General features: G+C 70.0%; 24 protein-coding genes, 1 tRNA gene and 1 other RNA gene. 10 read left to right on the top strand and 16 right to left on the bottom strand.

Annotated features, from left to right (window positions below; genetic code table 11):
• Positions 1-10: 10 nt before the first annotated feature.
• From kdpC to CLV46_RS08270, 3 genes are read left to right on the top strand one after another with little or no spacing between them, the layout of a single operon-like run.
• The gene (kdpC, locus tag CLV46_RS08280; protein WP_281253563.1) at positions 11-622 is read left to right on the top strand and encodes a potassium-transporting ATPase subunit KdpC; all 612 of its coding nucleotides are present in this window, start codon (positions 11-13) and stop codon (positions 620-622) included.
• A complete protein-coding gene (locus CLV46_RS08275; protein ID WP_100364329.1) occupies positions 622-3,102 on the top strand; it encodes a DUF4118 domain-containing protein in 2,481 nt (826 codons plus the stop codon). The genes kdpC and CLV46_RS08275 overlap by 1 nt, the downstream gene beginning before the upstream one ends.
• Positions 3,099-3,773, top strand: a complete 675-nt coding sequence (locus tag CLV46_RS08270) for a response regulator (protein WP_100364328.1) — start codon at positions 3,099-3,101, stop codon at positions 3,771-3,773. The genes CLV46_RS08275 and CLV46_RS08270 overlap by 4 nt, the downstream gene beginning before the upstream one ends.
• Here the strand turns inward: CLV46_RS08270 and CLV46_RS08265 are convergent.
• The 7 genes from CLV46_RS08265 to CLV46_RS16665 form a co-directional block, all read right to left on the bottom strand.
• Positions 3,733-4,563 carry a hypothetical protein gene (locus tag CLV46_RS08265; RefSeq protein WP_100364327.1) on the bottom strand — a complete coding sequence of 277 codons (831 nt, stop codon included), beginning with the start codon at positions 4,561-4,563 and terminating at the stop codon, positions 3,733-3,735. The genes CLV46_RS08270 and CLV46_RS08265 overlap by 41 nt on opposite strands.
• A gap of 18 nt (positions 4,564-4,581) precedes the next feature.
• Positions 4,582-4,946: RNase P RNA component class A (gene rnpB / locus CLV46_RS08260), an RNA gene on the bottom strand.
• A 55-nt stretch (positions 4,947-5,001) separates the two neighbouring features.
• On the bottom strand, positions 5,002-5,424 hold the full coding sequence (locus CLV46_RS08255; RefSeq protein ID WP_100364326.1) for a reverse transcriptase-like protein: 423 nt from the start codon (positions 5,422-5,424) through the stop codon (positions 5,002-5,004).
• Positions 5,424-6,164 (bottom strand): zinc ribbon domain-containing protein, encoded by a 741-nt coding sequence (locus CLV46_RS08250; protein ID WP_245866652.1) that lies wholly within the window; start codon positions 6,162-6,164, stop codon positions 5,424-5,426. Before CLV46_RS08250 ends, CLV46_RS08255 begins: the two co-directional genes overlap by 1 nt.
• 28 nt (positions 6,165-6,192) lie before the next feature.
• Positions 6,193-7,011, bottom strand: coding sequence for a Nif3-like dinuclear metal center hexameric protein (locus CLV46_RS08245; protein WP_100364325.1), 819 nt, complete (start codon positions 7,009-7,011; stop codon positions 6,193-6,195).
• A gap of 38 nt (positions 7,012-7,049) precedes the next feature.
• A complete protein-coding gene (locus tag CLV46_RS08240) occupies positions 7,050-8,117 on the bottom strand; it encodes a hypothetical protein (protein ID WP_100364324.1) in 1,068 nt (355 codons plus the stop codon).
• Between the two features lie 51 nt (positions 8,118-8,168).
• Positions 8,169-9,125: a nitroreductase family protein gene (locus CLV46_RS16665; protein ID WP_157802274.1), complete on the bottom strand. Its 957-nt coding sequence runs from the start codon at positions 9,123-9,125 to the stop codon at positions 8,169-8,171.
• Positions 9,126-9,350: 225 nt separating this feature from the next.
• On the opposite strand from CLV46_RS16665, the gene CLV46_RS08230 reads away from it, so the two are divergent.
• On the top strand, positions 9,351-10,733 hold the full coding sequence (locus tag CLV46_RS08230; protein WP_157802273.1) for an HNH endonuclease signature motif containing protein: 1,383 nt from the start codon (positions 9,351-9,353) through the stop codon (positions 10,731-10,733).
• A gap of 170 nt (positions 10,734-10,903) precedes the next feature.
• On the top strand, positions 10,904-11,296 hold the full coding sequence (locus tag CLV46_RS08225; RefSeq protein WP_100364322.1) for a DUF1304 domain-containing protein: 393 nt from the start codon (positions 10,904-10,906) through the stop codon (positions 11,294-11,296).
• A 14-nt stretch (positions 11,297-11,310) separates the two neighbouring features.
• Here CLV46_RS08225 and CLV46_RS08220 read toward each other — a convergent pair whose 3' ends face one another.
• From CLV46_RS08220 to CLV46_RS08205, 4 genes are all read right to left on the bottom strand, one after another.
• On the bottom strand, positions 11,311-11,520 hold the full coding sequence (locus CLV46_RS08220) for a helix-turn-helix domain-containing protein (RefSeq protein ID WP_100364321.1): 210 nt from the start codon (positions 11,518-11,520) through the stop codon (positions 11,311-11,313).
• Entirely contained in the window at positions 11,520-12,017 is a 498-nt protein-coding gene (locus CLV46_RS08215; RefSeq protein ID WP_100364320.1) for a DUF2975 domain-containing protein, read from the bottom strand. Before CLV46_RS08215 ends, CLV46_RS08220 begins: the two co-directional genes overlap by 1 nt.
• Positions 12,018-12,080: 63 nt before the next feature.
• Positions 12,081-13,088, bottom strand: a complete 1,008-nt coding sequence (locus CLV46_RS08210) for a LacI family DNA-binding transcriptional regulator (protein WP_100364319.1) — start codon at positions 13,086-13,088, stop codon at positions 12,081-12,083.
• A gap of 73 nt (positions 13,089-13,161) precedes the next feature.
• Positions 13,162-14,373 carry a Gfo/Idh/MocA family protein gene (locus CLV46_RS08205; RefSeq protein ID WP_100364318.1) on the bottom strand — a complete coding sequence of 404 codons (1,212 nt, stop codon included), beginning with the start codon at positions 14,371-14,373 and terminating at the stop codon, positions 13,162-13,164.
• Positions 14,374-14,585: 212 nt separating this feature from the next.
• Here CLV46_RS08205 and CLV46_RS08200 point away from each other — a divergent pair, with 212 nt between their 5' ends.
• From CLV46_RS08200 to CLV46_RS08185, 4 genes are all read left to right on the top strand, one after another.
• Positions 14,586-15,848 carry an ABC transporter substrate-binding protein gene (locus CLV46_RS08200; RefSeq protein ID WP_157802272.1) on the top strand — a complete coding sequence of 421 codons (1,263 nt, stop codon included), beginning with the start codon at positions 14,586-14,588 and terminating at the stop codon, positions 15,846-15,848.
• A gap of 45 nt (positions 15,849-15,893) precedes the next feature.
• Positions 15,894-16,829: a carbohydrate ABC transporter permease gene (locus CLV46_RS08195; RefSeq protein WP_100364316.1), complete on the top strand. Its 936-nt coding sequence runs from the start codon at positions 15,894-15,896 to the stop codon at positions 16,827-16,829.
• On the top strand, positions 16,826-17,683 hold the full coding sequence (locus CLV46_RS08190; protein WP_100364315.1) for a carbohydrate ABC transporter permease: 858 nt from the start codon (positions 16,826-16,828) through the stop codon (positions 17,681-17,683). Before CLV46_RS08195 ends, CLV46_RS08190 begins: the two co-directional genes overlap by 4 nt.
• 89 nt (positions 17,684-17,772) lie before the next feature.
• Positions 17,773-18,255 (top strand): glutathione peroxidase, encoded by a 483-nt coding sequence (locus tag CLV46_RS08185; protein ID WP_100364314.1) that lies wholly within the window; start codon positions 17,773-17,775, stop codon positions 18,253-18,255.
• Here the strand turns inward: CLV46_RS08185 and CLV46_RS08180 are convergent.
• Positions 18,241-18,441: a hypothetical protein gene (locus CLV46_RS08180; RefSeq protein WP_100364313.1), complete on the bottom strand. Its 201-nt coding sequence runs from the start codon at positions 18,439-18,441 to the stop codon at positions 18,241-18,243. The two genes, CLV46_RS08185 and CLV46_RS08180, sit on opposite strands and share 15 nt — an antisense overlap.
• A gap of 98 nt (positions 18,442-18,539) precedes the next feature.
• Entirely contained in the window at positions 18,540-18,884 is a 345-nt protein-coding gene (locus tag CLV46_RS08175) for a hypothetical protein (protein WP_157802271.1), read from the bottom strand.
• Between the two features lie 291 nt (positions 18,885-19,175).
• On the opposite strand from CLV46_RS08175, the gene CLV46_RS08170 reads away from it, so the two are divergent.
• On the top strand, positions 19,176-19,577 hold the full coding sequence (locus CLV46_RS08170) for an NUDIX domain-containing protein (protein ID WP_281253562.1): 402 nt from the start codon (positions 19,176-19,178) through the stop codon (positions 19,575-19,577).
• A 56-nt stretch (positions 19,578-19,633) separates the two neighbouring features.
• Here the strand turns inward: CLV46_RS08170 and CLV46_RS08165 are convergent, their stop codons facing one another.
• The 3 genes from CLV46_RS08165 to CLV46_RS08155 form a co-directional block, all read right to left on the bottom strand.
• Positions 19,634-19,816, bottom strand: coding sequence for a PspC domain-containing protein (locus CLV46_RS08165; RefSeq protein WP_157802269.1), 183 nt, complete (start codon positions 19,814-19,816; stop codon positions 19,634-19,636).
• Positions 19,817-19,905: 89 nt separating this feature from the next.
• Positions 19,906-19,978 (bottom strand) — tRNA-Val (locus tag CLV46_RS08160).
• Between the two features lie 52 nt (positions 19,979-20,030).
• Positions 20,031-20,504 (bottom strand): peroxiredoxin, encoded by a 474-nt coding sequence (locus CLV46_RS08155; protein WP_100364309.1) that lies wholly within the window; start codon positions 20,502-20,504, stop codon positions 20,031-20,033.
• Between the last annotated feature and the right edge of the window lie 169 nt (positions 20,505-20,673).

The raw sequence follows: 20,673 nt of genomic DNA, 5'->3' as shown, positions 1-20,673 counted from the left end.
GGAGACCCCCGTGACCACCTCTCGCAGACGCACCCTCGGCCAGACCGGGGTCGCGCTACGCAGCATGATCGTCGCCACCGTGCTGCTCGGAGCCCTCTACCCGCTCGTGGTGACGGGCATCGCCCAGACGGCCTTCCCCTCGCGCGCCGACGGATCGCTCGTACGCCATGACGGCGACGTGGTCGGATCGACCCTGATCGGACAGGGTTTCCTCGACGCCGAGGGCGAGCCGTTGCCGCAGTGGTTTCAGTCCCGCCCGTCGGCGGCCGGCGACGGCTGGGACGGCGGCGCCTCGAGCGGCAGCAACCTCGGCCCGAACAACGACGACCTGGGTGATGCGATCGAACAGCGACGCGCCACCGCTCGCGAACTCGACGGAGCGGCCGTGCCCCCGGACGCGCTCACCGCATCCGGCAGCGGCCTGGACCCCCACATCTCCCCCGAGTACGCGCTCCTGCAGGTGCCGCGGGTGGCCGACGCCCGCCGTCTCGACGAGTCCGACGTGCGGCGGCTCGTGGAGTCTAGGATCGCAGGGCGCGACCTCGGGTACCTCGGGGAGCCGACCGTGAACGTGCTCGAACTCAACCTCGCGCTCGAAGGGATGGACCCGGATGGGCGCTGATGGCTAGGGGACGCCTGCGGGTGCTGCTCGGTGCAGCGCCGGGTGTCGGCAAGACCTACGCGATGCTCGAGGAGGGTGGCCGCCTGCGGCACGCCGGCAAGGACGTGGTCGTCGCGGTGGTGGAGACGCACGGCCGCGCCGGCACGACGGCCGTGCTCGCGGGGGCGGAACTCGTGGCCCGCCGAGTCGTCGAGCACCGCGGGGTGCGCCTCGACGAGATGGACGTCGACGCGGTGCTGGCGCGGGCCCCGCGCATCGCGCTCGTCGACGAGCTCGCCCACACGAACGCCCCCGGATCCCGGCACGCCAAGCGGTGGCAGGACGTGCAGGAGCTGCTGGATGCCGGCATCGACGTCATCTCGACCGTCAACATCCAGCACATCGAGTCCCTCAACGACGTCGTCGAGCGCATCACCGGAGTTCCGCAGAGGGAGACCATCCCGGATGCGGTGCTGCGGCAGGCGGATCAGGTGGAGGTCGTCGACCTCGCGCCGCAGGCTCTGCGGGACCGCCTCGCCGACGGCGACGTCTACCCCGCCGAGCGCATCGACGCCGCCCTCTCGAACTACTTCCGCCTCGGCAACCTGACCGCCCTGCGCGAGCTCGCGCTGCTCTGGCTCGCCGACGAGGTCGACTCCGCGCTGCAGCGCTATCGCACGGAGCAGGGCATCGACCAGCCGTGGGAGGCGCGCGAGCGGATCGTCGTCGCCCTCACCGGCGGCCCCGAGGGCGAGACGCTGCTGCGCCGCGGCGCACGGATCGCCGCACGATCGGGCGGCGGCCAGCTCTACGCCGTGCACGTGACACGTCCGGACGGTCTCGCCGGCGACGATGCCGGTACGCTCGCGGCCCAGCGTGCCCTCGTCGAGACCCTCGGCGGCGGCTACCACCAGGTGGTCGGCGAGAACGTGCCCGCCGCGCTCGTCGAGTTCGCCCGGAGCGTGGGCGCCACCCAGCTCGTGATCGGCGTCAGCCGACGCGGCCGGCTCGAATCGCTCCTGACCGGATCAGGCAACGGTGCCGGGGTGGTGCGACGTGCCGGCGACATCGACGTGCATATCGTGAATCACGGCCTCGCCGGTCGACGGCGCCTGCCCGCGACCGTGGGCGCGCTGTCGGTCAAGCGGCGCCTGCTCGGATTCGGGGTCGCCGCGCTCGCGCTGCCCCTCGTCACGGCGCTGCTCGTCGCGGTCCGCAGCGAGGACTCGCTCACGAGCGATGTGCTCGTCTACCAGCTGCTCGTGGTCGTCGTCGCCCTCGTCGGCGGACTGTGGCCGGCGTTGCTCGCCGCCGTCGGCGCCGGGTTGCTGCTCGACTACTTCTTCTTGCAGCCGTTGTACACCGTCACCATCGCCGACCCTCTGCACCTCGTGGCCCTCGCGATCTTCCTGCTCGTCGCCGCGCTCGTGAGCCTCGTCGTCGATCAGGCCGCGCGACGTGCGCGCATCGCGGCACGGGCCTCCGCCGAAGCGGAGATGCTCGTGACCCTCGCGGGCAGCGTGCTGCGCGGGGGCGACGCGGTGGTGGCGCTCGTCGACCGCTTGAGGGAGGCGTTCGGACTGGCGAGCGTCGTGCTGCGCGAAGACGGCGAGACGCGCGCCGCAGCCGTGGAGCCGTCGCTCGTGGCCGACGACGACGAGGAGTCGACCTTCCCGCTCGGCGACCGGGCGACCCTCTATCTGCGTGGTCACTCGCTCGACCCGACCGACCGCAAGGTGCTCGGGGCATTCGTCACCCACCTCGAGTCGGCCATCCTGCAGCGGCGCCTCGCCGCGGAGGCCGCCGAGATGCGACCGCTCGCCGAGGCCGACCGGCTGCGGAGTGCCCTGCTCGCCTCCGTCGGGCACGACCTGCGACGCCCCCTCGCCGCCGCCACGGCATCCGTCAGCTCGGTCCGGTCGACCGACCTCGCGCTCTCCGACGACGACCGGCGCGACCTGCTGGCGACGGCGGAGGAGAGCCTCGCAGCCCTCTCCGCTCTCGTGACGGACCTGCTCGACGCGAGCCGGCTGCAGGCGGGCGCACTCGGCGTGCGCATCGAGCCGGTCGCCCTGGACGGCGTGGTGGCGAGCGCGCTCGATGAGCTCGAACTGGGCCCGGGCGACGTCGTCGTGCAGCTCGACTCCGACATCCGCCCCGCCCACGCCGACCCCGTGCTGCTGCAGCGTGCGCTCGTCAACCTGCTCGCGAACGCGCTCCGCTACTCGCCGGAAGGCGCACGGCCGCGGGTCACGACGAGCGCGTTCGGCGCCCACGTTCAACTGCGGGTCGTCGACACCGGGCCGGGCATCCCGGAGGAGCGCAGGGAAGAGGTGTTCCTCCCCTTCCAGCGACTCGGTGACACGGACAACACGACCGGCGTCGGGCTCGGTCTCGCGCTGTCGAAGGGCTTCGTCGAGGCGATGGGTGGGACACTCGGCGTCGAGGACACTCCCGGTGGAGGGCTGACCATGGTGATTGAGCTGGAGGCTCACGCGTGAAGGTGCTCATCGCCGACGACGACCCACAGATCCTCCGCGCCCTGCGCATCACGCTCTCGGCACGCGGCTACGAGGTCGTCACCGCCACGGACGGCGGCGCCGCGCTCGATGCCGCGATCCACCAGCATCCGGATCTCATCGTGCTCGACCTCGGCATGCCCGGGTTGACGGGGATCGAGGTCATCGAGGCGGTGCGTGGGTGGAGCCGCGTGCCGATCCTCGTCGTGAGCGGGCGCAGCGACTCGGCGGACAAGGTCGATGCGCTCGACGCCGGTGCCGACGACTACGTCACGAAGCCGTTCGCCGCGGACGAGCTGCTCGCGCGCCTCCGCGCGCTCGCCCGCCGGGTGCCCGGCGAGCAGGATGCGGCGGCCGTCACCTTCGGCGGCGTGACCGTCGACCTCGCCGCGCGGGTCGTGACGCGGGACGGCGCGGGCGTGCGGCTCACACCGACCGAGTGGCGCCTGCTCGAGGTGCTGCTGCGCAACCCGGGCCGGCTCGTCACGCGCGAGACGCTCCTGACCGAGGTGTGGGGTCCGCAGTACACGAGCGACACCGGATACCTGCGCCTCTACCTCTCGCAGCTGCGTAAGAAGCTCGAGCCGGATCCGTCGACTCCGCGCTACCTGCTCACCGAGGCGGGGATGGGTTATCGGTTCTCGCCGGATTGATCCGATCGCCGAGGCTCGAGAGGTCCGCTCCAGCCGGGATCTCGGCGGTCTCGAGAGTGTCATCGGCGAGCACGGCGTCGATCGCGGCCCGCGAGCCCGCCACGACGACGGTGTCCCAGTCCACCTCGCTCACGATCGTCCACGAGCGGTCGTGCGGCCACACCAGGCTCGGTGCGCGCCCGATGCCGGTGAACCACTCGGCCGGGTCGCCGGTGGCCACAGCGCGGCCGTCCGCGGTGAAAAGGTGGTGGGAGCGCTGCGGCAGAGCGAGGGTCGGATACGCGAGCTCGGGATAGGTGCGGGGCGGCGGCTCCGGCGCGGGTCCGTCGCCGGCCCAGAGGAGGATCTGCCAGCTGCCGCCCTCGCGCAGCTCGCCGTAGCCCTCCCACATGCCGGCCACCACCGCATCCGGTGTCGACGTGTGCGGCAGCAAAAGGCGCACCAGCTGCTGTACGAGCTCCACGGGTGCCCAACCGGGCTGCGGTTCGGCCGTGGACGTGACGCGGCCCGCGCCATCGCGTTCCTCGGAGGATGGCGCGATGCGGTCCCACTGCATGAGCGGATGCGCGACCGTGCCCGTCTCGTCCGCGATCTGGGCCCACGACATCCGCTGCTCGTCGATCATCGCCCAACCGTCCGGGTCGAACCGCCTGCGGTGCACGGGCGGGAACACCCGCGCGTACGCCTCGAACCTTCGCGGAACGACGCAGTGCATCGCGTCGTTCGAGTCGAGGCGGTCGGCGAGCCAGCGGTCGTCGTCCGAGGCGGGCGTGGCGAGGAACGGGTCCATCACACCATTCCAGTAGAGGCAAACGGGCCGGCGATACGCCGGGTTCTGTTCCAGTGCACGAGGCACCTTCGACGGTCATCTCTCTCGGGACTGCGTCACCGCAGCCCTCTAGCGGTCCACCCGACGCCGAGGCGAGCAACCTCATAGGCGTCTGTCTGACCTTGCTCCGGGCGAGGTTTACCCAGCGCACCCGATCACTCGGGCGCCTGGTGGTCTCTTACACCACCGTTTCACCCTTACCGCGCTTGCGCGCGGCGGTCTGCTCTCTGTTGCACTTTCTCGCGGATCACTCCGGGTGGGTGTTACCCACCGCCCTGCTCTGTGGAGCCCGGACGTTCCTCGGCACCCGCCGAAGCGGGCGACGCGACCGTCTGCCGGCCCGTTTGCTTCGTCCAGGGTACCGGGCAACCCGGTGGCGGCGTCGACCGCCCGCGTCGATCAGCGCGCGAAGGAGAGCTTCTTGTCCATCGCCTCGTTGGCGATCTTGTCCGCACGGGAGTTCTTCTCGCGCGGGATCCACTCGAACCGCACCGGCGTTCCGGTGAGCACGCGGCGCGCCTCGGCGGCCAACTCGGCCATGTCGGGGTGCTTGATCTTCCAGCGGCCGCTCATCTGCTCGACCACGAGCTTCGAGTCCATCCGCACCGTGAGCACGGCGTGCGGGTCGAGCTCGATCGCGCGGCTCACACCCGAGATGAGTCCGCGGTACTCGGCGACGTTGTTCGTCGCGATCCCCACGTACGTGCCGATCTCCGCGAGCACCTCCCCGGTGGCCGGGTCGAGGACGATCGCGCCGCTGCCGGCCTGTCCGGGGTTGCCTCGGGATCCGCCGTCGGCTTCGACGACGAGTTCGCGCGCCATCACAGCCCCGACTCGGCGGTGCGGATGAGGATCGCCGAGGAGTCCGGGCACAGGATCACGTCGTCGGGGGCGGCGGCACGCACGGCGTTCATGTCGGACGCGTTGAGGGCGACACCGGACGCGGTCGACATCCCTCCGCGCAGCAGCGACGCGCCCACGCCGTACCGGGCACGCTGCTTCTCGTAGAGCGCGAGCAGGTCGGCCGGCACCCGTCCCGCGACGGTCGAGCGGTTCGCCTGCGCGTGCCGCCGGTCGCCGTCGATCGAGGCGAGCGCGGCGTCGCGCGACTGCTCGAGCTCCGCGCGCTTCGCCGCGATCTCCGTCATCGCGGCGCGGGTGGCGTCGAGTTCGGCCTGGGCGGCCTCCACGCGCTCCATGACCGAGAGCTCGATGTCCTCGAGGTCGCTCAGCCGCGACGTGAGGGCGGCGAGCTCCTGCTCGAGCGCCTGCACGTCGCGCACCGACGAGGTCGCCTGCAACCGGGCGTTGTCCCGCGTCATGCGGGCCTCGACCACCGCGACATCCGACTCCGTGCGCTTGAGTTCGGCATTCGCGTCCTCCCATGCGCCGAGGCGCTGGGCGAGCTGCACACGCAGCTGCTCCTCCTCGCGGGCGAGGGCGGTGAGCTGCACGTGCTCGGGCAGGTTCTTCGCCCGGTGGTCGAGCTGCTGCACGAGGTTGTCCAAGCGCTGCAGATCGAGCAGCAGTGCCTGGTCGTCGGGGCTGGCTTTCAACGCCATGGACGCTCCGTTCGGTTGGTGGTGACGGTCACTGGATGACCGCGAAATCCCAGGGGTCGGTGCGCAGCTCGCTCACGACGACCTCGGTGCCGGGCAGGTCGTCGCGCAATCGGCGTGCGGCGTGCTCGAGCCACAGCCACTCGCTGGCCCAGTGCGACACGTCGATGAGGGCGGGCCCCGATCCGTGACGCGCGTTCTCCCCCGCCTCTGAAGCCGGGTGGTGGCGCAGATCCGAGGTGATGTAGACGTCGGCGCCGAGGACGGCGGGGTCGGAGAGCAGCGAGTCGCCCGCTCCGCCGCACAACGCCACGCTCTCGACGGGGCGCTCGTAGTCGCCGGCGACGCGCACCCCGGTGGCGGTCGGCGGGAGGATGTCGGCGAGCTCGCGGGCGAGGCGGCCGAGCGTGGTCGGCTGCGCGAGCCGTCCCACCCGTCCGAGTCCGCGGGAGGGCGTCTCGCCGGGCACGATCGGGCGGGTCTCGACGAGACCGAGGCGCGCGGCGAGGGCACCGGAGGTGCCGTCTTCGACGACGTCGGCGTTGGTGTGCGCCGCGACGAGCGCGCATCCGCCGCGGATGAGCCGGGCGAGCAGCGCGCCTTTGTAGCGGTCCTCCGCGACCGTCGTCACCCCACGCAGCAACAGGGGGTGATGCACGACGAGCAGCTGCGCGCCGGCGTCGAGCGCCTCGTCGACGGTCGCCGCGACGGCGTCCACCGCGAGGTGGATGCGTTCGACCGGCGCCTGCGGATCCCCGCTGATGAGGCCCACGGCGTCCCAGCTCTCGGCACCCGATCGGGGCCATGCCGACTCGATCACCGCGAGCACGGAGGAGAGCACGTGGGGCATCCCTTCAGTGTAGGCGGGCCCCGCACCGACGTCTGCGGTCACTCCCGGCGGCCGCGGCCGAACCAGCCGCGGAGCCCGCGCCGGCCCTCGGGCTCACCGTCGTTCTCCGCCTCGGCGCCGTGATGCCCATCGACCGCCGGCGTGCTCCCGCTCAGCAGGGCATCGAACGGATCGGGCGTCGCAGCCGGCGCGTCACCGGTGATCGGCGTCTCGACGGACGCCCCCGGCTCGCGGTCGTCACCTCCGCCGACGAGTGCGAGCAGCTCCTCGAACGGGTCGGGCTCGTCCGCATCGTCCGTCGCGGTGGCACCGGCGACGGACTCCGCCTCGACGGGGACGGACGGCGCCGACGTCTCGTCGATCGCTTCGAGTCGCCGGGTCGCCGGTTCGTCGGGGGCGGCGTCGGTAGCGGGAGCCGGCTCGAGCGTCCAGGCGGGCTCGATGGGGAGGGGAGCGGGATCGGAGATGTATGACGGTGCCGGCGTGGGTTCCCCCGCGGCAGGGGCCGCCTGCTGTTCCTCGGAGGGGTCGATGAAGCGCGGCCCGAACGGCGATATCGGCTCGGCAGCCGGTGCGGGCGGTACGGATGCCGTCGGCGCCGTGGGACCGGCGGGAGGCTGCGGCTCGGCGGTGGCGGGCGACTCGAGCGATCTGCGGGCGAGCTCGGCCTGCAGCCACTCGATGCGGTCGAGGGTGCTCGACTCGTCGGGACCGGACGCGGAGGGTGCCGCTGAATCCACGACCGGCGCCTCGGGCGAGGGGGCAGCGCCCGGTGCGATGGGACTCGACGCCGCGATCGGCGGCTCCCCCGGCGTGCCGGTCGAGGCGGCGCCGGTGGCGGCGGCGGCTTCAGCTGCCGTCGGGGCGATATGGGTGTCGCGGACCGGCGCCGGGGCCGGATCGGGCGCGACGGGTGGCGTGTGCACCTCGGGCGCCGCAGGCCACTCGGGCGTCGGTTCCGTCGCATCCGCGTCGGTATCGGACCGTGGAGTGTCGCCCGGAACCCCGTCGGTGAACGGGTAGCGGAACCCCTCGGGAGGCGGCCGATAGTTGGACCGCCGGCGGATCGGCGGGTCGCCCGCGCTGCCGTCGACGTCGTGCTGCATGTGCCCAGAGTATTGCCTGCGTGCGCGCGACACCGCGCCGACCCGCCTCCGTCAGTGGATGACGGCGATCTCGTCCGTGGTGCGGCGAGGCGAGCGTGCGACTCGGAAGCCCGGCGCGGGGTATCCGATCGCGACCATCAGGATGACCTGATCGTGCTCCTCGAGACCGATCGCGGCACGCAGGCGGTCCGCCCGATCGTTGCGTACGGACATGTTCAGCATGCACGTGCCGACGCCGAGCCCGTGCAGCGCGTGCACGAGGCTCATCGCGAAGAGGCCGCCCTCGATGTGGGGTTGATTGCGTTCCTCGACCCCGGCGAAGAGCCGCGAGTCGACCGTGATCACGGCCACACAGGGCACCTGCTCGGCGAACCCGCGATTGCCGTTCTGGAACTTCAGCACCCGACGCACCTGCTCGGGGTCGTCGAAGAAGTGGGCCGTCCACGACTGGCGGTTGCACACCGACGGGGTGTGGCCGGCGAGGTTCGCGGCATGCAGCAGCACTTCGCGCGGCACCCTCCGCGAGGAATCGAAGTCGCGGATGCTGCGGCGGCTCTCGAAGAACCGCGTCACCTCATCCGTGGTCAGGTCGTGGCGGGTGATGTCGGCTCCGAGGGGGCTCACGACGTCGGCACGCACCGCGTCGGTGTTCCAGCTCGTGAGCGCCGTACGAGCGTCCTCCGCGTAGCCGACGTGTGCGCCGACGAGCGCCTCGCGCCGGGCGACCGGGATGAGCGACTCCAGTCGCTGCGAGACGGCCGCACCGAACTGCGTCTTCGGGGCGGCGAGGGCCAGCCCCTTCTCGACGCGGTGGTAGTCCTTCGTGAGCTGGGTCTCGAGCTGCCGGCCGGTGACGCCGTAGGCGACCGCGGAATCCGGGGGCGCGGCGGCGCGCATGTAGCGTCGGCGGTCGAGGCGGTACTCGCGGCGCGCCACCTGCTGGCGTCGCTGGTCCGAGTACCACTTCCGCGCCGACCGCGGGACGAACTTCTTGATGACCGCTTTCATGAATCTCTCCCAATAGAACGCCGGTTCTACTGCTCTCCGCCTACAGAGTACCCCGCCCCCCGTTCGGGGCACCGTCGGCGTTTCGGGGGACGTGGACCGTCCGTCCCCCGTCATGGGCGGGGGTGTCCTTGGTCGGTTCGCCGCCTCCCCACTCTCGGTGAGTCCGGCCTCCCCCCGGTCGGACGCGTGGGTCCGAATGTCGGTGGTGTCTGGTGTCCTGTGGGTATGGAGCAGGGCAGCACCGCCGCGGAAGTCGCCGCGATGGCGCCTGCCGGCGCGGGGCTCGAGGCGCAGTTCCTGCTCGCCGAAGAGCTGCAGATGGTCGACCGCGAGGTCAACATCGCCGCCTTCCGTCGTCTGGAGCTGGTCGAGCGATTCCGCCTCGCCTGCGGCGCCCCGTCCGCGGCGGATGGGGTACGGTTCCGCGCCGATTCCGAGCTGGGATGGCGGTCGCTCCGCGCCGAGGTCGCGACGATGCTGTCCACCACCGAGCGCACGGCGGAGCAGTTGCTGCAGACCGCGTGGGCCCTGCATGAGCGACTTCCGGGCACGCTTCGCGTGTTCCGAGAGGGGTCGATCAGCGAACGACATGCACATGTGATGGTTCGGCACAGCGTCGGCCTCACGGCGGAGCAGGTCGTGGAGCTCGAGAAGGGCGCGTTGCGTGTCGCCGAGCGGATGAATTCGGCCCGATTCGATCACCGCGTGCGGATGCTGCGGCAGAAGATCACGGCCGAGAAGGCGGTCGAGCGGCACCGGGCCGCCGCTGAAGAACGTCACGTCGCGGTGGAGTACACGCACGACCAGATGGCGTACCTGACCGCCTACCTTCCCGCCGTCGAGGCCACCGCCATCCTCAACCGGCTCGAGGACACCGCGCTCGGGCTGCGGGGCGCGCCGGAAGAGACGCGGTCCCGTCGCCAGATCATGGCCGACACGTTGACCGAGCTCCTGCTCGGCGGCGACGCCCCCGGTGCCAGCCCGATCGTACCGACGGTGCGACTGACGGTGCCCGTCCTCACCCTCCTCGGGCAGTCGGACGAACCGCCCGTGCTCGACGGCTTCGGCCCCGTCGACCTGGAGACCGCGTGCCGGCTCACCGCCGACGCGCCCTCATTCACCCGGGTACTCACCCACCCGGAGACCGGCGCGGCGCTCTCCATCGGCCGCACCCGGTACCGGCCGACGACCGCGATGAGGGACTGGCTGCGGATGCGGGACGGCACCTGCCGCTTCCCCGGCTGCGGGCGCGCTGCCGACCGGTGTGACCTCGACCACACGACCGACTGGGCGGACGGCGGAGCCACCGATCACCTCAACCTCGCTCACCTGTGCCGAGCTCATCACACCCTGAAACATCACACGGGCTGGACGGTGAGACCCGGTCCCGCCCCGGGTGACCTCGAGTGGACCTCCCCGCTCGGATCGACCCATCTCTCCGAACCGGAGATCCGCTACGGGCCTCCCCCACCGACTCCGGCGTTCGAGGTGTCGCCGGCGGGTGACGCCCCCGAACTCGAGCGGATCGGTCCCGACCCGCTTGCCGACTGGTACGACTCGGAGTGGCGGCGCATCCTGAACACCTACGCCGACCCGTTCGCTCCCTGAGCCCGTCGGAGCGAGCACGGCATCGTGGACCCGTTCGCTCCCTGAGCCTGTCGAAGGGAGCACGGCATCGTGGACCCGTTCGCTCCCTGAGCCTGTCGAAGGGAGCACCGCGGAACCACCCGCCTCATAGAGTGAGCGTCGTCCATCCGTGAACGCACAGGAGGCAGCCCATGGTCGTCGTCGTCGGTCTCGTGCTCGTCGGTTTCGCCGCCCTCGTGCACGTGTACGTGTTCTACCTCGAGTCGATCGCGTGGGAGCGCGAGAGCACCCGCCGCACGTTCCGGGTGAGGACGCCCGAGGAGGCCGCCGCGACCAAGGTGCTCGCCTTCAACCAGGGCTTCTACAACCTGTTCCTCGCCATCGCGACGGCGCTCGGCATCGTGTTCGTGGCCGCGGGCTCGACCGTGATCGGCGCGACGCTCGTGTACGTCGGCGCGGGATCGATGGTGGCGGCAGGACTCGTGCTGCTGCTCTCAAGGCCTGCGAACGCCCGGGCGGCGATCATCCAGCTCGGCCCGCCGCTGCTGGGCGTCCTCGCCCTCGCGATCGGTCTTGCGAGCTGACGACGGAGCGCGGATCAGTCCTCGTCGACCCACTCGAGCAGGTCGCCCGGCTGGCACTCGAGCGTGCGACACATCGCCTCGAGCGTGCTGAACCGCACCGCCTTCGCCCGGCCGTTCTTGAGCACCGCGACGTTCGCCGGGGTGAGACCCACCCGTTCCGCGAACTCCCCCACGCTCATCTTGCGCTTGGCGAGCTCGACGTCGATGCGCACGACGATGGGCATCAGATGACGCCTTCCATGTCGGTGCGCAGTGCGGTCGCCTGCCGCAGCAACGCTCGCAGTACCACCATGAGCAGCACGAGCACGGCGCCGATCAGCACCATGCCGAACAGCACGATCGGGATGCCCGGGTCACGCAGTTCCGGCGTGAAGTAGATGAACGCTGTCAGGTAGACCGCGAGGCCCGCGAGCAGCGACCAGGCGATCACGAACGCCCAGACGATGCCGTCGACCCAGCGAAGAGACGCCTCGCTGAAGATCCGGTCCTTCTGCACCATCGTGAGCAGCCGCCACGTGCAGACGATCACGACCTGCACGCACAGCACCCCGAGTTCGGCGACCACGAGGATCGGCCACAGCAGGTGCGCCGCCTCCGGCGCCTGCTGCACGTCGTGGGTGACGTCGCCCGGCAGGCTCATGACCTGCATCACGATGAGGAACGCGAACAGCGTCGCGAGGAAGACGCGAAGAAGCAGCACGGGAACACGGATCGTCGGCATCCATCGAGTATCAGCGTGAATCTATCGAAAGTCAATAGACGGAGTTCGCCGTCACGCGAAAGTTCAGTGCTGCCCGCACGAGTTGCGCAGCACCAGCTCGCCGGCGAACACCTCGTGCGTGAGGTCGGCGTCCGAGCGTTCGAGCACCCGCCGCACGGCCGAGTCGGCCATCGCCTCGATGGGTTGCCGCACCGACGAGAGTGCAGGCCAGGAGTACTCGGTCTCCCACGACCCGTCGAACGCCACCATCGCGACGTCGCCCGGAACGTCGATGCGTCGCTCATGGAAGGCACGCAACAGACCGAGGGCCGTGCGATCCGAGGCGACGAACAACGCCGAGGGACGGTCGTCGTCCACCGCGAGGGCGAGCCCGGCACGATACCCGCCGATCCGGGTCAGCTCCGTCGCGATGAACGGCCCGGGTGCCACACCGGCGTCGGTGCAGGCCTCCATCCATCCGAGGTAGCGGAGCTCATCGGTGTTCGGCTCGCCGACGTATCCGATCGAACGGTGCCCGTGCTCGATCAGGTGACGCGTGGCCTCGATGGCGCCGGCGCGCAGGTCCACCCCGAGGCTCGCGAGGCCGGGCTGCGGGGTCGCGGTGTTCAGCTGCAGCCACGGGATGCCGACCGCGTCGAGCGCGGACACGTCGAGCGGTGCACCGGCGGGGAGCACGAGAACGCCGTCCACCTGACGGGACGCGAACTCGTGGAACCGGGTCAGGAGCTGCTCGGATTCCAGTGACGACGCGGTGGTGTACAGGGCGTACCCGCGTCGGCGCGCTGCCGCCTCGATCGCGCTCGCGAATTCGCTGAAGAACGCGTTCGCGAAGACCGGGTCGTCCCCGTCGGGCACGACGAGCACGAGCGTGCTCGCCGAGCCCGACTTGAGTGCTCGTGCAGCCTGATTCGGGCGGTAGCCGAGGGTCGCGACAGCCTCGCGCACCCGTTGTGCGGTCGCGGGGGCCACCGGAGCGCCACCGTTGAGCGTGTAGCTGACGACCGCATCGCTGACGCCCGCGAGTCGTGCGACGTCGGCGCGCGTCACCTTCCGCGGACTCGACTGGGTCATCGCCCTCCTCTTCGACTGGTCACACCATACGACGCGGCGGGATCCGTGCTCGCGGCGACGGTGCGGGGCGGAATCAGCGGGATCCCGGAGCGTCGCCGAAGTCCGGGATGGTGAGTCGCTCGCCGCCGGCGAGGGCCGATTGATGAGCGATGAGGCCCGGCAGCGTGTACCGAGCGGCCGTCCAGGCGTTCACGGGCGGGACGACCCCGTCGCTGATGGCCCGCACGAAGTCGTCGACGAGGAACTGGTGGCTGCCCTCGTGGCCGTCGGGTGCCACCGCGAACTCCTTCGGCAACCGCGCCGCTTCCGCGTCATGCACCGGCGCGTGACCGGAGACGAAGGCACTCCGCAGCGACGGGGCGACGTTGGCCAGCCGGGGGTCGTCCTCGGAGAGCGTCGCGCGGGTCGCGATGACGGCGGACACATCCTCGGCGCCCTGCTTGTCCTGCCAGACCGACGTGGTCGCGAGCTGCTCGAAGCTGCCCTCCGTGCCGAACCAGCGGAACCGGCTCTCCCGCAGCGGAGACGGATAGCCGACACGGCGGAACTCGTTGATGCGCATCGACCCCCCGCCGGCGAGCTCGAACAGTGCCGTGGCGTTCGAGAAGTCGTTGCCGAACATGCTCACCTCGGTGTCGAAGACGCCGTCGTTCCGGTCGTCACGCACGCCGATGCAGCTGACGCTCGTCGCGTAGGTGGGGATCGCGCCGAGTACGCCGCCGATCGAGTGCGTCGGATACCACATCGGCGGGTAGCTCGCCGTGGCACGCCACCCCTCGCCGCCCGAGTACCGGTAGGCATCGTAGAACCCGAGATCCATGTCGTGCAGGTAGTCGCCCTCGGCGTAGAACACGCGACCGAACGCACCCTCGGCGAGTCGCTGGCGCGCGAACACCGTGGCCGGGTTGTACTGGCTCGTCTCGCCCATCATGTAGGTGAGGCCGGTCTCGCGGACGGCGTCGATGATGGCCGCGATCTCGTCGACGGAGATGGCCATCGGGACGGCCGAGTACACGTGCTTGCCCGCGCGGAGCGCCGCGACGACGAGCGGCCCGTGCGTCCAACGCTGGGTGAAGATCGCGACCGCGTCGATCGACGGATCGGCGATCATCGCATCGAAGTCCGGCCGCGTGCCGGCCAGGCCGAGGTCGCGCACGAGCTGGTCGGCCCGCTCGGGGATCGCATCGGTGGCGTACACGGCCGAGATCCCGGGGTGCAGCTGGAACAGCGAGGCGAAGTGCGCCGAGAACTGGCCGGCACCGACCATGCCGAGGGTGAATGTCATCTCCGGTCCTTCCGTGGGGGAATCCGCGGCGCGGATCGAGGTCCTCCGGCGACGCGCGTCGGGTCAGTGTGGCATCCGTCGTTACCCGAGTCAACCCAATGAACATGCGGCACGTCGAGTTCGCATCGGGCTCTTGTGTCGCGCGATTTACTCGGGTAACGTCCCCGCTCAACAGGCCGCCAGGTCCACCCCTCGACGACGGAGGTTCGACGATGAAGTCACGGTCCCGCAGCGCAACCGCTGCCCTCACAGCGGGCGTCACGGCACTGATGCTCAGCTCCTGCGCCGGCGGCGCATCCGACTCGGGGAAGGTGACTCTCGAGTTCCAGACCGCGCAAGCGGCCGACTCCCCCCTGCTCGCCGTGCTGACCGAGATCACGGAGCAGTTCGAGTCCGAGAACCCCGGCGTCGACATCGACCTGAAGACCGGCGGCAACGACTACGAATCCCAGATCAAGGTGCGCCTGGCCGCGCGGAACCCACCAGACATCTGGGCCACCCACGGGTGGTCGCTGCTGCGCTACGGCCAGTTCCTCGCACCACTGCAGGACGAGCCGTGGGCCGAGCACTTCAACCCGGCGCTCGCGCCGGTCATGAAGAACGACGACGGAGAGTTCTTCGCCCTGCCGGTCGACACCGCGGTGTCCGGTCTCATCGTCAACGAGACCGTGCTCGAACGGGCTGGGCTCTCCGCGGACGACATCACTGATTGGGACTCGTTCCTGGCCGCAGCCGAAGCCGTGGCCGCCACGGGCGCCGTGCCACTCACCCTCGCGGGGTCGAAGGACGGTTCGGCCGGCAACGTGGTCGACTGGCTCGCCCCCGGGGCGTTCGACGAAGACCAGCTCGCCTCGTTCGAGAAGGGCGAGTTCGACGCGGACGGCTACGAGAAGATCCTCGCGGTGCTCGAGACCTTCCGCTCCAAAGGATGGATCAATCCCGACTACTCCTCCGCCACCGGCGACGACATGGCCCGGTCCCTCGCTCAAGACAGGGCCGCCTTCGCGTTGAGCAGCAACGTGCTCGTCACGCAAGCGCTGTCGTACGCACCCGGGGCGCGACTCGCGTTCGTTCCCGTGCCGGCCATGAACGGCACGGAGTCCTACCTCATCGGCGGCGAGAACACCGCGTTCGGTGCCGCGCGCGACGGCGACCACCTCGACGAGGCGAAGGAGTACCTCGCCTACCTCGCCCAGCCCGAGAACGATGCTGCCCTCGCCCAGGCGACCGGCAGCATCCCGGGCCTGACCAACGTGGAGGCGGACCTCGGCGTGCTGCAGCCCAGCTACGAGAAGTGGGTCGAACCGGGCACCGTGCCGCTGCGCCCCTTCTTCGACCGCGCGTACCTGCCGAACGGGATGTGGAACACGGTCGTGACGACCGCGGACAGTGTCATCGCGGGTCAGTCGTCGCCGGCCGACAGCACGAAGAAGGTCGCGGATGATTTCGCGACCCTCTACAAGGAAGCCGAGTGACGGGCGGATGACGGCCCTCGACTCTGCGATCCGGCGGAGGACACCGTGACGGTCCGTGCCGTCGAGCAGCAGACCGCTCTCGGATCGCGGCGCACGCACCGGCGTGCGTCGCGGTTCCGCGGCGCGAGCATCAACCTGCTCTACCTGCCCGCGCTCGTGCTCTTCGCGGTGTTCACGGTCTACCCGCTCATCAGCGGGGTGGCCCTCTCATTCACCGACTGGGACGGGTACAGCCCCCAGCGGGCCTGGGTGGCAGCGGAGAACTACGTGCGCCTGCTCACCGACGACACCTTCCGCTCGGTGCTCGGCAACACGTTCATCTACGGCATCGGCAGCACCGCGATCCAGCAGGTGATCGGCCTCGGACTCGCGCTCGCCCTCGACCGCCGACTGCGCGGGCGCAACGTGGCTCGCGCGATCATCTACCTCCCGGTGCTCGTCTCCCCCATCGTGATGGGCACCTTCTACTACCTGCTCTTCCAATACGACAACGGAGCGCTCAACGACCTCGTCGTCGCACTCGGGGGGCAGCGGCAGGCGTGGCTGAGCACGGCGGCCGGCGGCATCACGACGATCGTCCTGGTCAACTCCGTGCAGTTCGTCGGAACGTCGATGATCATCTACCTCGCCGGACTCCAGGCCATCGCGCCCGAGTACACCGAGGCGGCGATGCTCGACGGAGCCAACGCCTGGCAGCGGTTCTGGTCGGTCACCCTCCCCCTGCTGCAGCCCGCCTTCGCCACGAGCGTCATCCTGAACCTGATCGGCGGCCTGAAGCTCTTCGACGTCATCCAGGTGCTGACCGGCGGCGGACCGGGCACCTCGACGAGCTCGGTGTCGACCCTCATCGGCACGACCTACTTCGCCAATCAGGCCGCCGGCTACTCGGCGGCGATGGGGGTCGCACTCTTCGCCATCATCGCGGTGCTCACCGTGATCGCGAACGCCGCCCTCAACCGTCGTCGATTGGAGCAGCAATGAGTACGGCCGCCTCGCGCCCGGCGCCGTCCGCGTTCTCGGGACGCGCCGCGGATCTGCTCGTCGCCGCGTTCGTGCTCCTGATCGTGGTGCTCCAGCTCGTGCCGTTCTACGTGGCGATCACGACCTCCCTCAAGGCGAAGACCGACCTCTCCCCGCAGTGGAGTCTTCCGACGACGAACCTCGTGTGGAGCAACTTCGTGCAGGCCGTCACCGACGGCGGCATCCTGCGGGCGATGGGCAATTCCGTTCTCGTCGCCGGGGTGTCGACGCTGTTCGTGTGCCTGCTCGGGGCGATCGCGGCGTACCCGCTCGCGCGGCGCCGCTCGCGCTTCAACTCGGGGATCCTCGCCGTGAACGTCGGGCTCATGATGGTGCCCGCGCTCAGCATCCTGGTGCCGCTGTACTCGATGCTCGCCGACATGCGCGCGCTCAACACCTACTGGGGCGTCATCCTCGTGATGATCGCGACGAACCTGCCGCTGGCGATCTTCCTCTACAGCTCGTTCATGCGATCGTTGCCGGTCTCGGTCGAGGAGGCGGCGCGGATCGACGGTGCGAACCTCTTCCAGACGCTCGCCTACGTCGTCATCCCGATGCTCAAGCCGGTCACGGCGACCGTCGGGATCATCACCGGCGTCGGCGTGTGGAACGAGTACGCGCTCTCGGGCTACATCCTCTCCACACCCGAGACGCAGACGATCGCACCGGCGATCGCGTCGTTCTTCTCCATCCAGTCGAGCAACCTCCCGGCCGCGACGGCGGCCTCACTCATCGCCGTCGTGCCCGTCGTGGTGGCCTACCTCTTCCTGCAGAAGTACTTCGTGCGCGGGCTGGTCGGGGCCGAGAAGGGATGACGCACGCGGGCGGCTCGCCTGACCGGTTGACGAGAGATACGGGGACGCGTCAGTCGGCACCCGACGAACGGGACGATGATGGGCGGGCCATGGAACTCGAATCGATCCCCCTCACCACCATCCGCGGCGAGGCGACCTCGCTCGCCGCCTTCACGGGCAAGGTCAAGCTCGTGGTCAACGTCGCGTCCCGCTGCGGTCTCGCTCCGCAGTACGAGAAGCTCGAGCACCTGCAGCGCACCTACGGCGACCGCGGATTCACGGTGCTCGGCTTCCCGAGCAACCAGTTCCTTCAGGAGCTCGCGACCGAAGAGGCGATCGAGGAGTACTGCTCGGCGACGTGGGGGGTGACGTTCCCGATGTTCGAGAAGGTGAAGGTCAACGGGCGGCACCAGCATCCGCTCTATGCGGAACTCACGAAGACACCGGATGCGGACGGCAAGGCCGGCAAGGTCAAGTGGAACTTCGAGAAGTTCGTGATCACCCCCGACGGCGCGATCCACCGCTTCCGACCGGCCACGGAGCCGGACGCCCCCGAGATCGTCGGACTCATCGAGGCGTCACTGCCCGCCTGACCGGCTTCCGGCGTCGGAGCGCTGCGCCTCGGATGCGGTCACCGCGACCATCGTCACGAGCACGACGAAACAGGTCAGCGTGAGGCTTCCCGCTAAGCACAGGGCGAACAGCGGCCAATGCGGGCCGTCCTCGTCCAGGCTGCTGAGTTCGGCGCCTCCAGAGTTGAGGTAGAGGCGGAGCGCCACGAGGCCGACGATTCCTGCCGTCAGGCCGGCGGCGGACGCCCAGGTGACCGAGCGTGCGCCTCGCGATCCGCCTCGCCGGGCGGGAACCGGGTCAGCGCTCACACGACCTCGATGGCGGCGGCTCGAGCCACCGCCAGGCTCCGGGTGAGCGACACCGTCCTCCACGGCCACAGACCCATCCGGCGGACGATGCCGTCGCCGAGCGCCATGATGACGAGTTCGCGCTGCCGGCCGCGATCGAGCAGGAACACCTGAACGGCCCACGAGCCGGCCCAGTGGTGCTTTCCCGCGCGGAACTCCTCGACCACAGGCGCCCAGGAGTCGAGCGGTGAGGCGGGAGCACCGACGGTCTCGAACTCCGCGTCGCCGAGGACGACGCTGATGCGCTCGAGGATCTCGTCGGCGCTGTGCGACGTGATCACCCGGAACTCGCGGACCTTCACCCGCCGCAGATCGCGAGCGGTGGTCGAAGCCGGTCGGACCTCCATCGGACGGCGGCTGTGCAGCACTTGGCTTCGCGCGCCGTCGGCGCGCTCGACCAGCGGGTCCGGGCCGGCGGCATACCGCCGGTCGTCAGGCGGGATGATCTCCACCGCGTCGCTCCATTGCTTGTCGGGTCAAGCTCCTTACACGCTACCCGATTTCGCCCATGAAACGAGAGTCCCTCATCCGGGGGCGTGGAAAGGCGGACGATCTCATCCCATGTGTGTGGGGACCCGTGATTGGGTGGGTTCGTGCGAATCAGGTCAGCCGCGGTGGCCATCCTCGACGGCCGACTCCTCGTGGTGTCGCGACAAAAGGCCGGGCGCCACTATCTCGTCCTCCCTGGGGGCGGAGTCGAGGACGGGGAGACGCTTCGCGCTGCGTGCCGGCGTGAACTGCTCGAGGAAACCGGTCTGCGCGGAGAGATCGGCGAATTTATCGACGTTCCCGTGGACCCGCATGCCCCTGTCGCGTACTTCGCCGTGGCGGTCGATTCACGTGCGGTGTCGCTCGGAGGACCGGAGCTGGATCGCATGTCTCCCCGCAACCGCTACGAGCCGACGTGGGTACCCGTCGAAGCTCTCGGGACGATCCCGCTGGTACCGACATCAGCAGTACTCGCCGTCGAGACCTACCTGCGGCGACGTCGCTGAACGACACCCGGCCGAGGGGCGGGCCCAGGTCGGCCCCGTCTACCGAGCGCGGCGGGTCAGACCTCGGACGGGATGACGATCCAGAGCACGGCGTAGACGATCAGCTGGGATCCGGGGATCAGGAAGCTCAGCACCGCCAGCAGTCTGACCGTGGTGACACTCCAGCCGAAGCGGTTGGCGAGTGCGGCGCAGACTCCGGCGATCATGCGTCCGTTCCTGGGCCTGATGAGGGTGCTCATACCCTCACTCTGCTCGCTCCCGACGCGCCGCACCATCGGGTTATCCCCCCGACTCCCGGGGATGCGGAGCTGATCAACCGTTTCCGAAGTGGGCCCTACCGGGCTCGAACCGATGACATCCACGGTGTAAACGTGGCGCTCTACCAACTGAGCTAAAGGCCCCTGCGGTCGGTGGGTGCCGACGTGTCGATGTTAGCGGCGCGGGCGCCGTTCGTCAGGCCGGTACGCCGACGACGTCGCGGATCGCGGCCTGATAGGCCTCGATCGAGCGCGCCTCGCCGGGCTGGGTGATGAAGCTCGCCCGGATCATCCCCTGGGCGTCGATCACGAACGTCGCCCGGTTCGCGAAGCCCTTGTGGTCGAGGAAGACGCCGTACTCCTTCGCGACGGCCCCGTGCGGCCAGAAGTCGGCGAGCAGGGTGAAGTCGTAGCCCTCCCGGTCGGCCCACGCCCGCAAGGTGGCCTTCGAGTCGACGGAGATGCCCATGAGCTCCACGTCGCTGTGCTTGAAGAGCTCGATGTTGTCGCGCAGCGTGCACAGCTCGCTCGTGCAGGTGCTCGAGAACGCGAGCGGGAAGAAGACGAGAGCCACCGGCTTGCGTCCGCGGAACTCCGAGAGGCGGATGTGCTCGCCGTACTGATTGGGCAGCTCGAAGTCGGGAGCCCGGGTGTCGTTCTCCAGAGCCATGTTGTCGTTCCCTTCCGTCCGGCGCACGACCGGCGACGGGCCATACTACGCTCGCTCTCTGGGCGAGCCTAGGGCGCAGGATGTGCGCAGTAGACTCGTTCAGCCAGTCCACCCCCACCTGAATCGCAACCCGGTTCCGTGCTGCGGGGCGGGCACGATCTGTCGAACC

This window comes from Diaminobutyricimonas aerilata, from assembly GCF_002797715.1.
Lineage (GTDB): Bacteria > Actinomycetota > Actinomycetes > Actinomycetales > Microbacteriaceae > Diaminobutyricimonas > Diaminobutyricimonas aerilata.
This window is presented reverse-complemented; position numbering and strand designations above follow the sequence as displayed.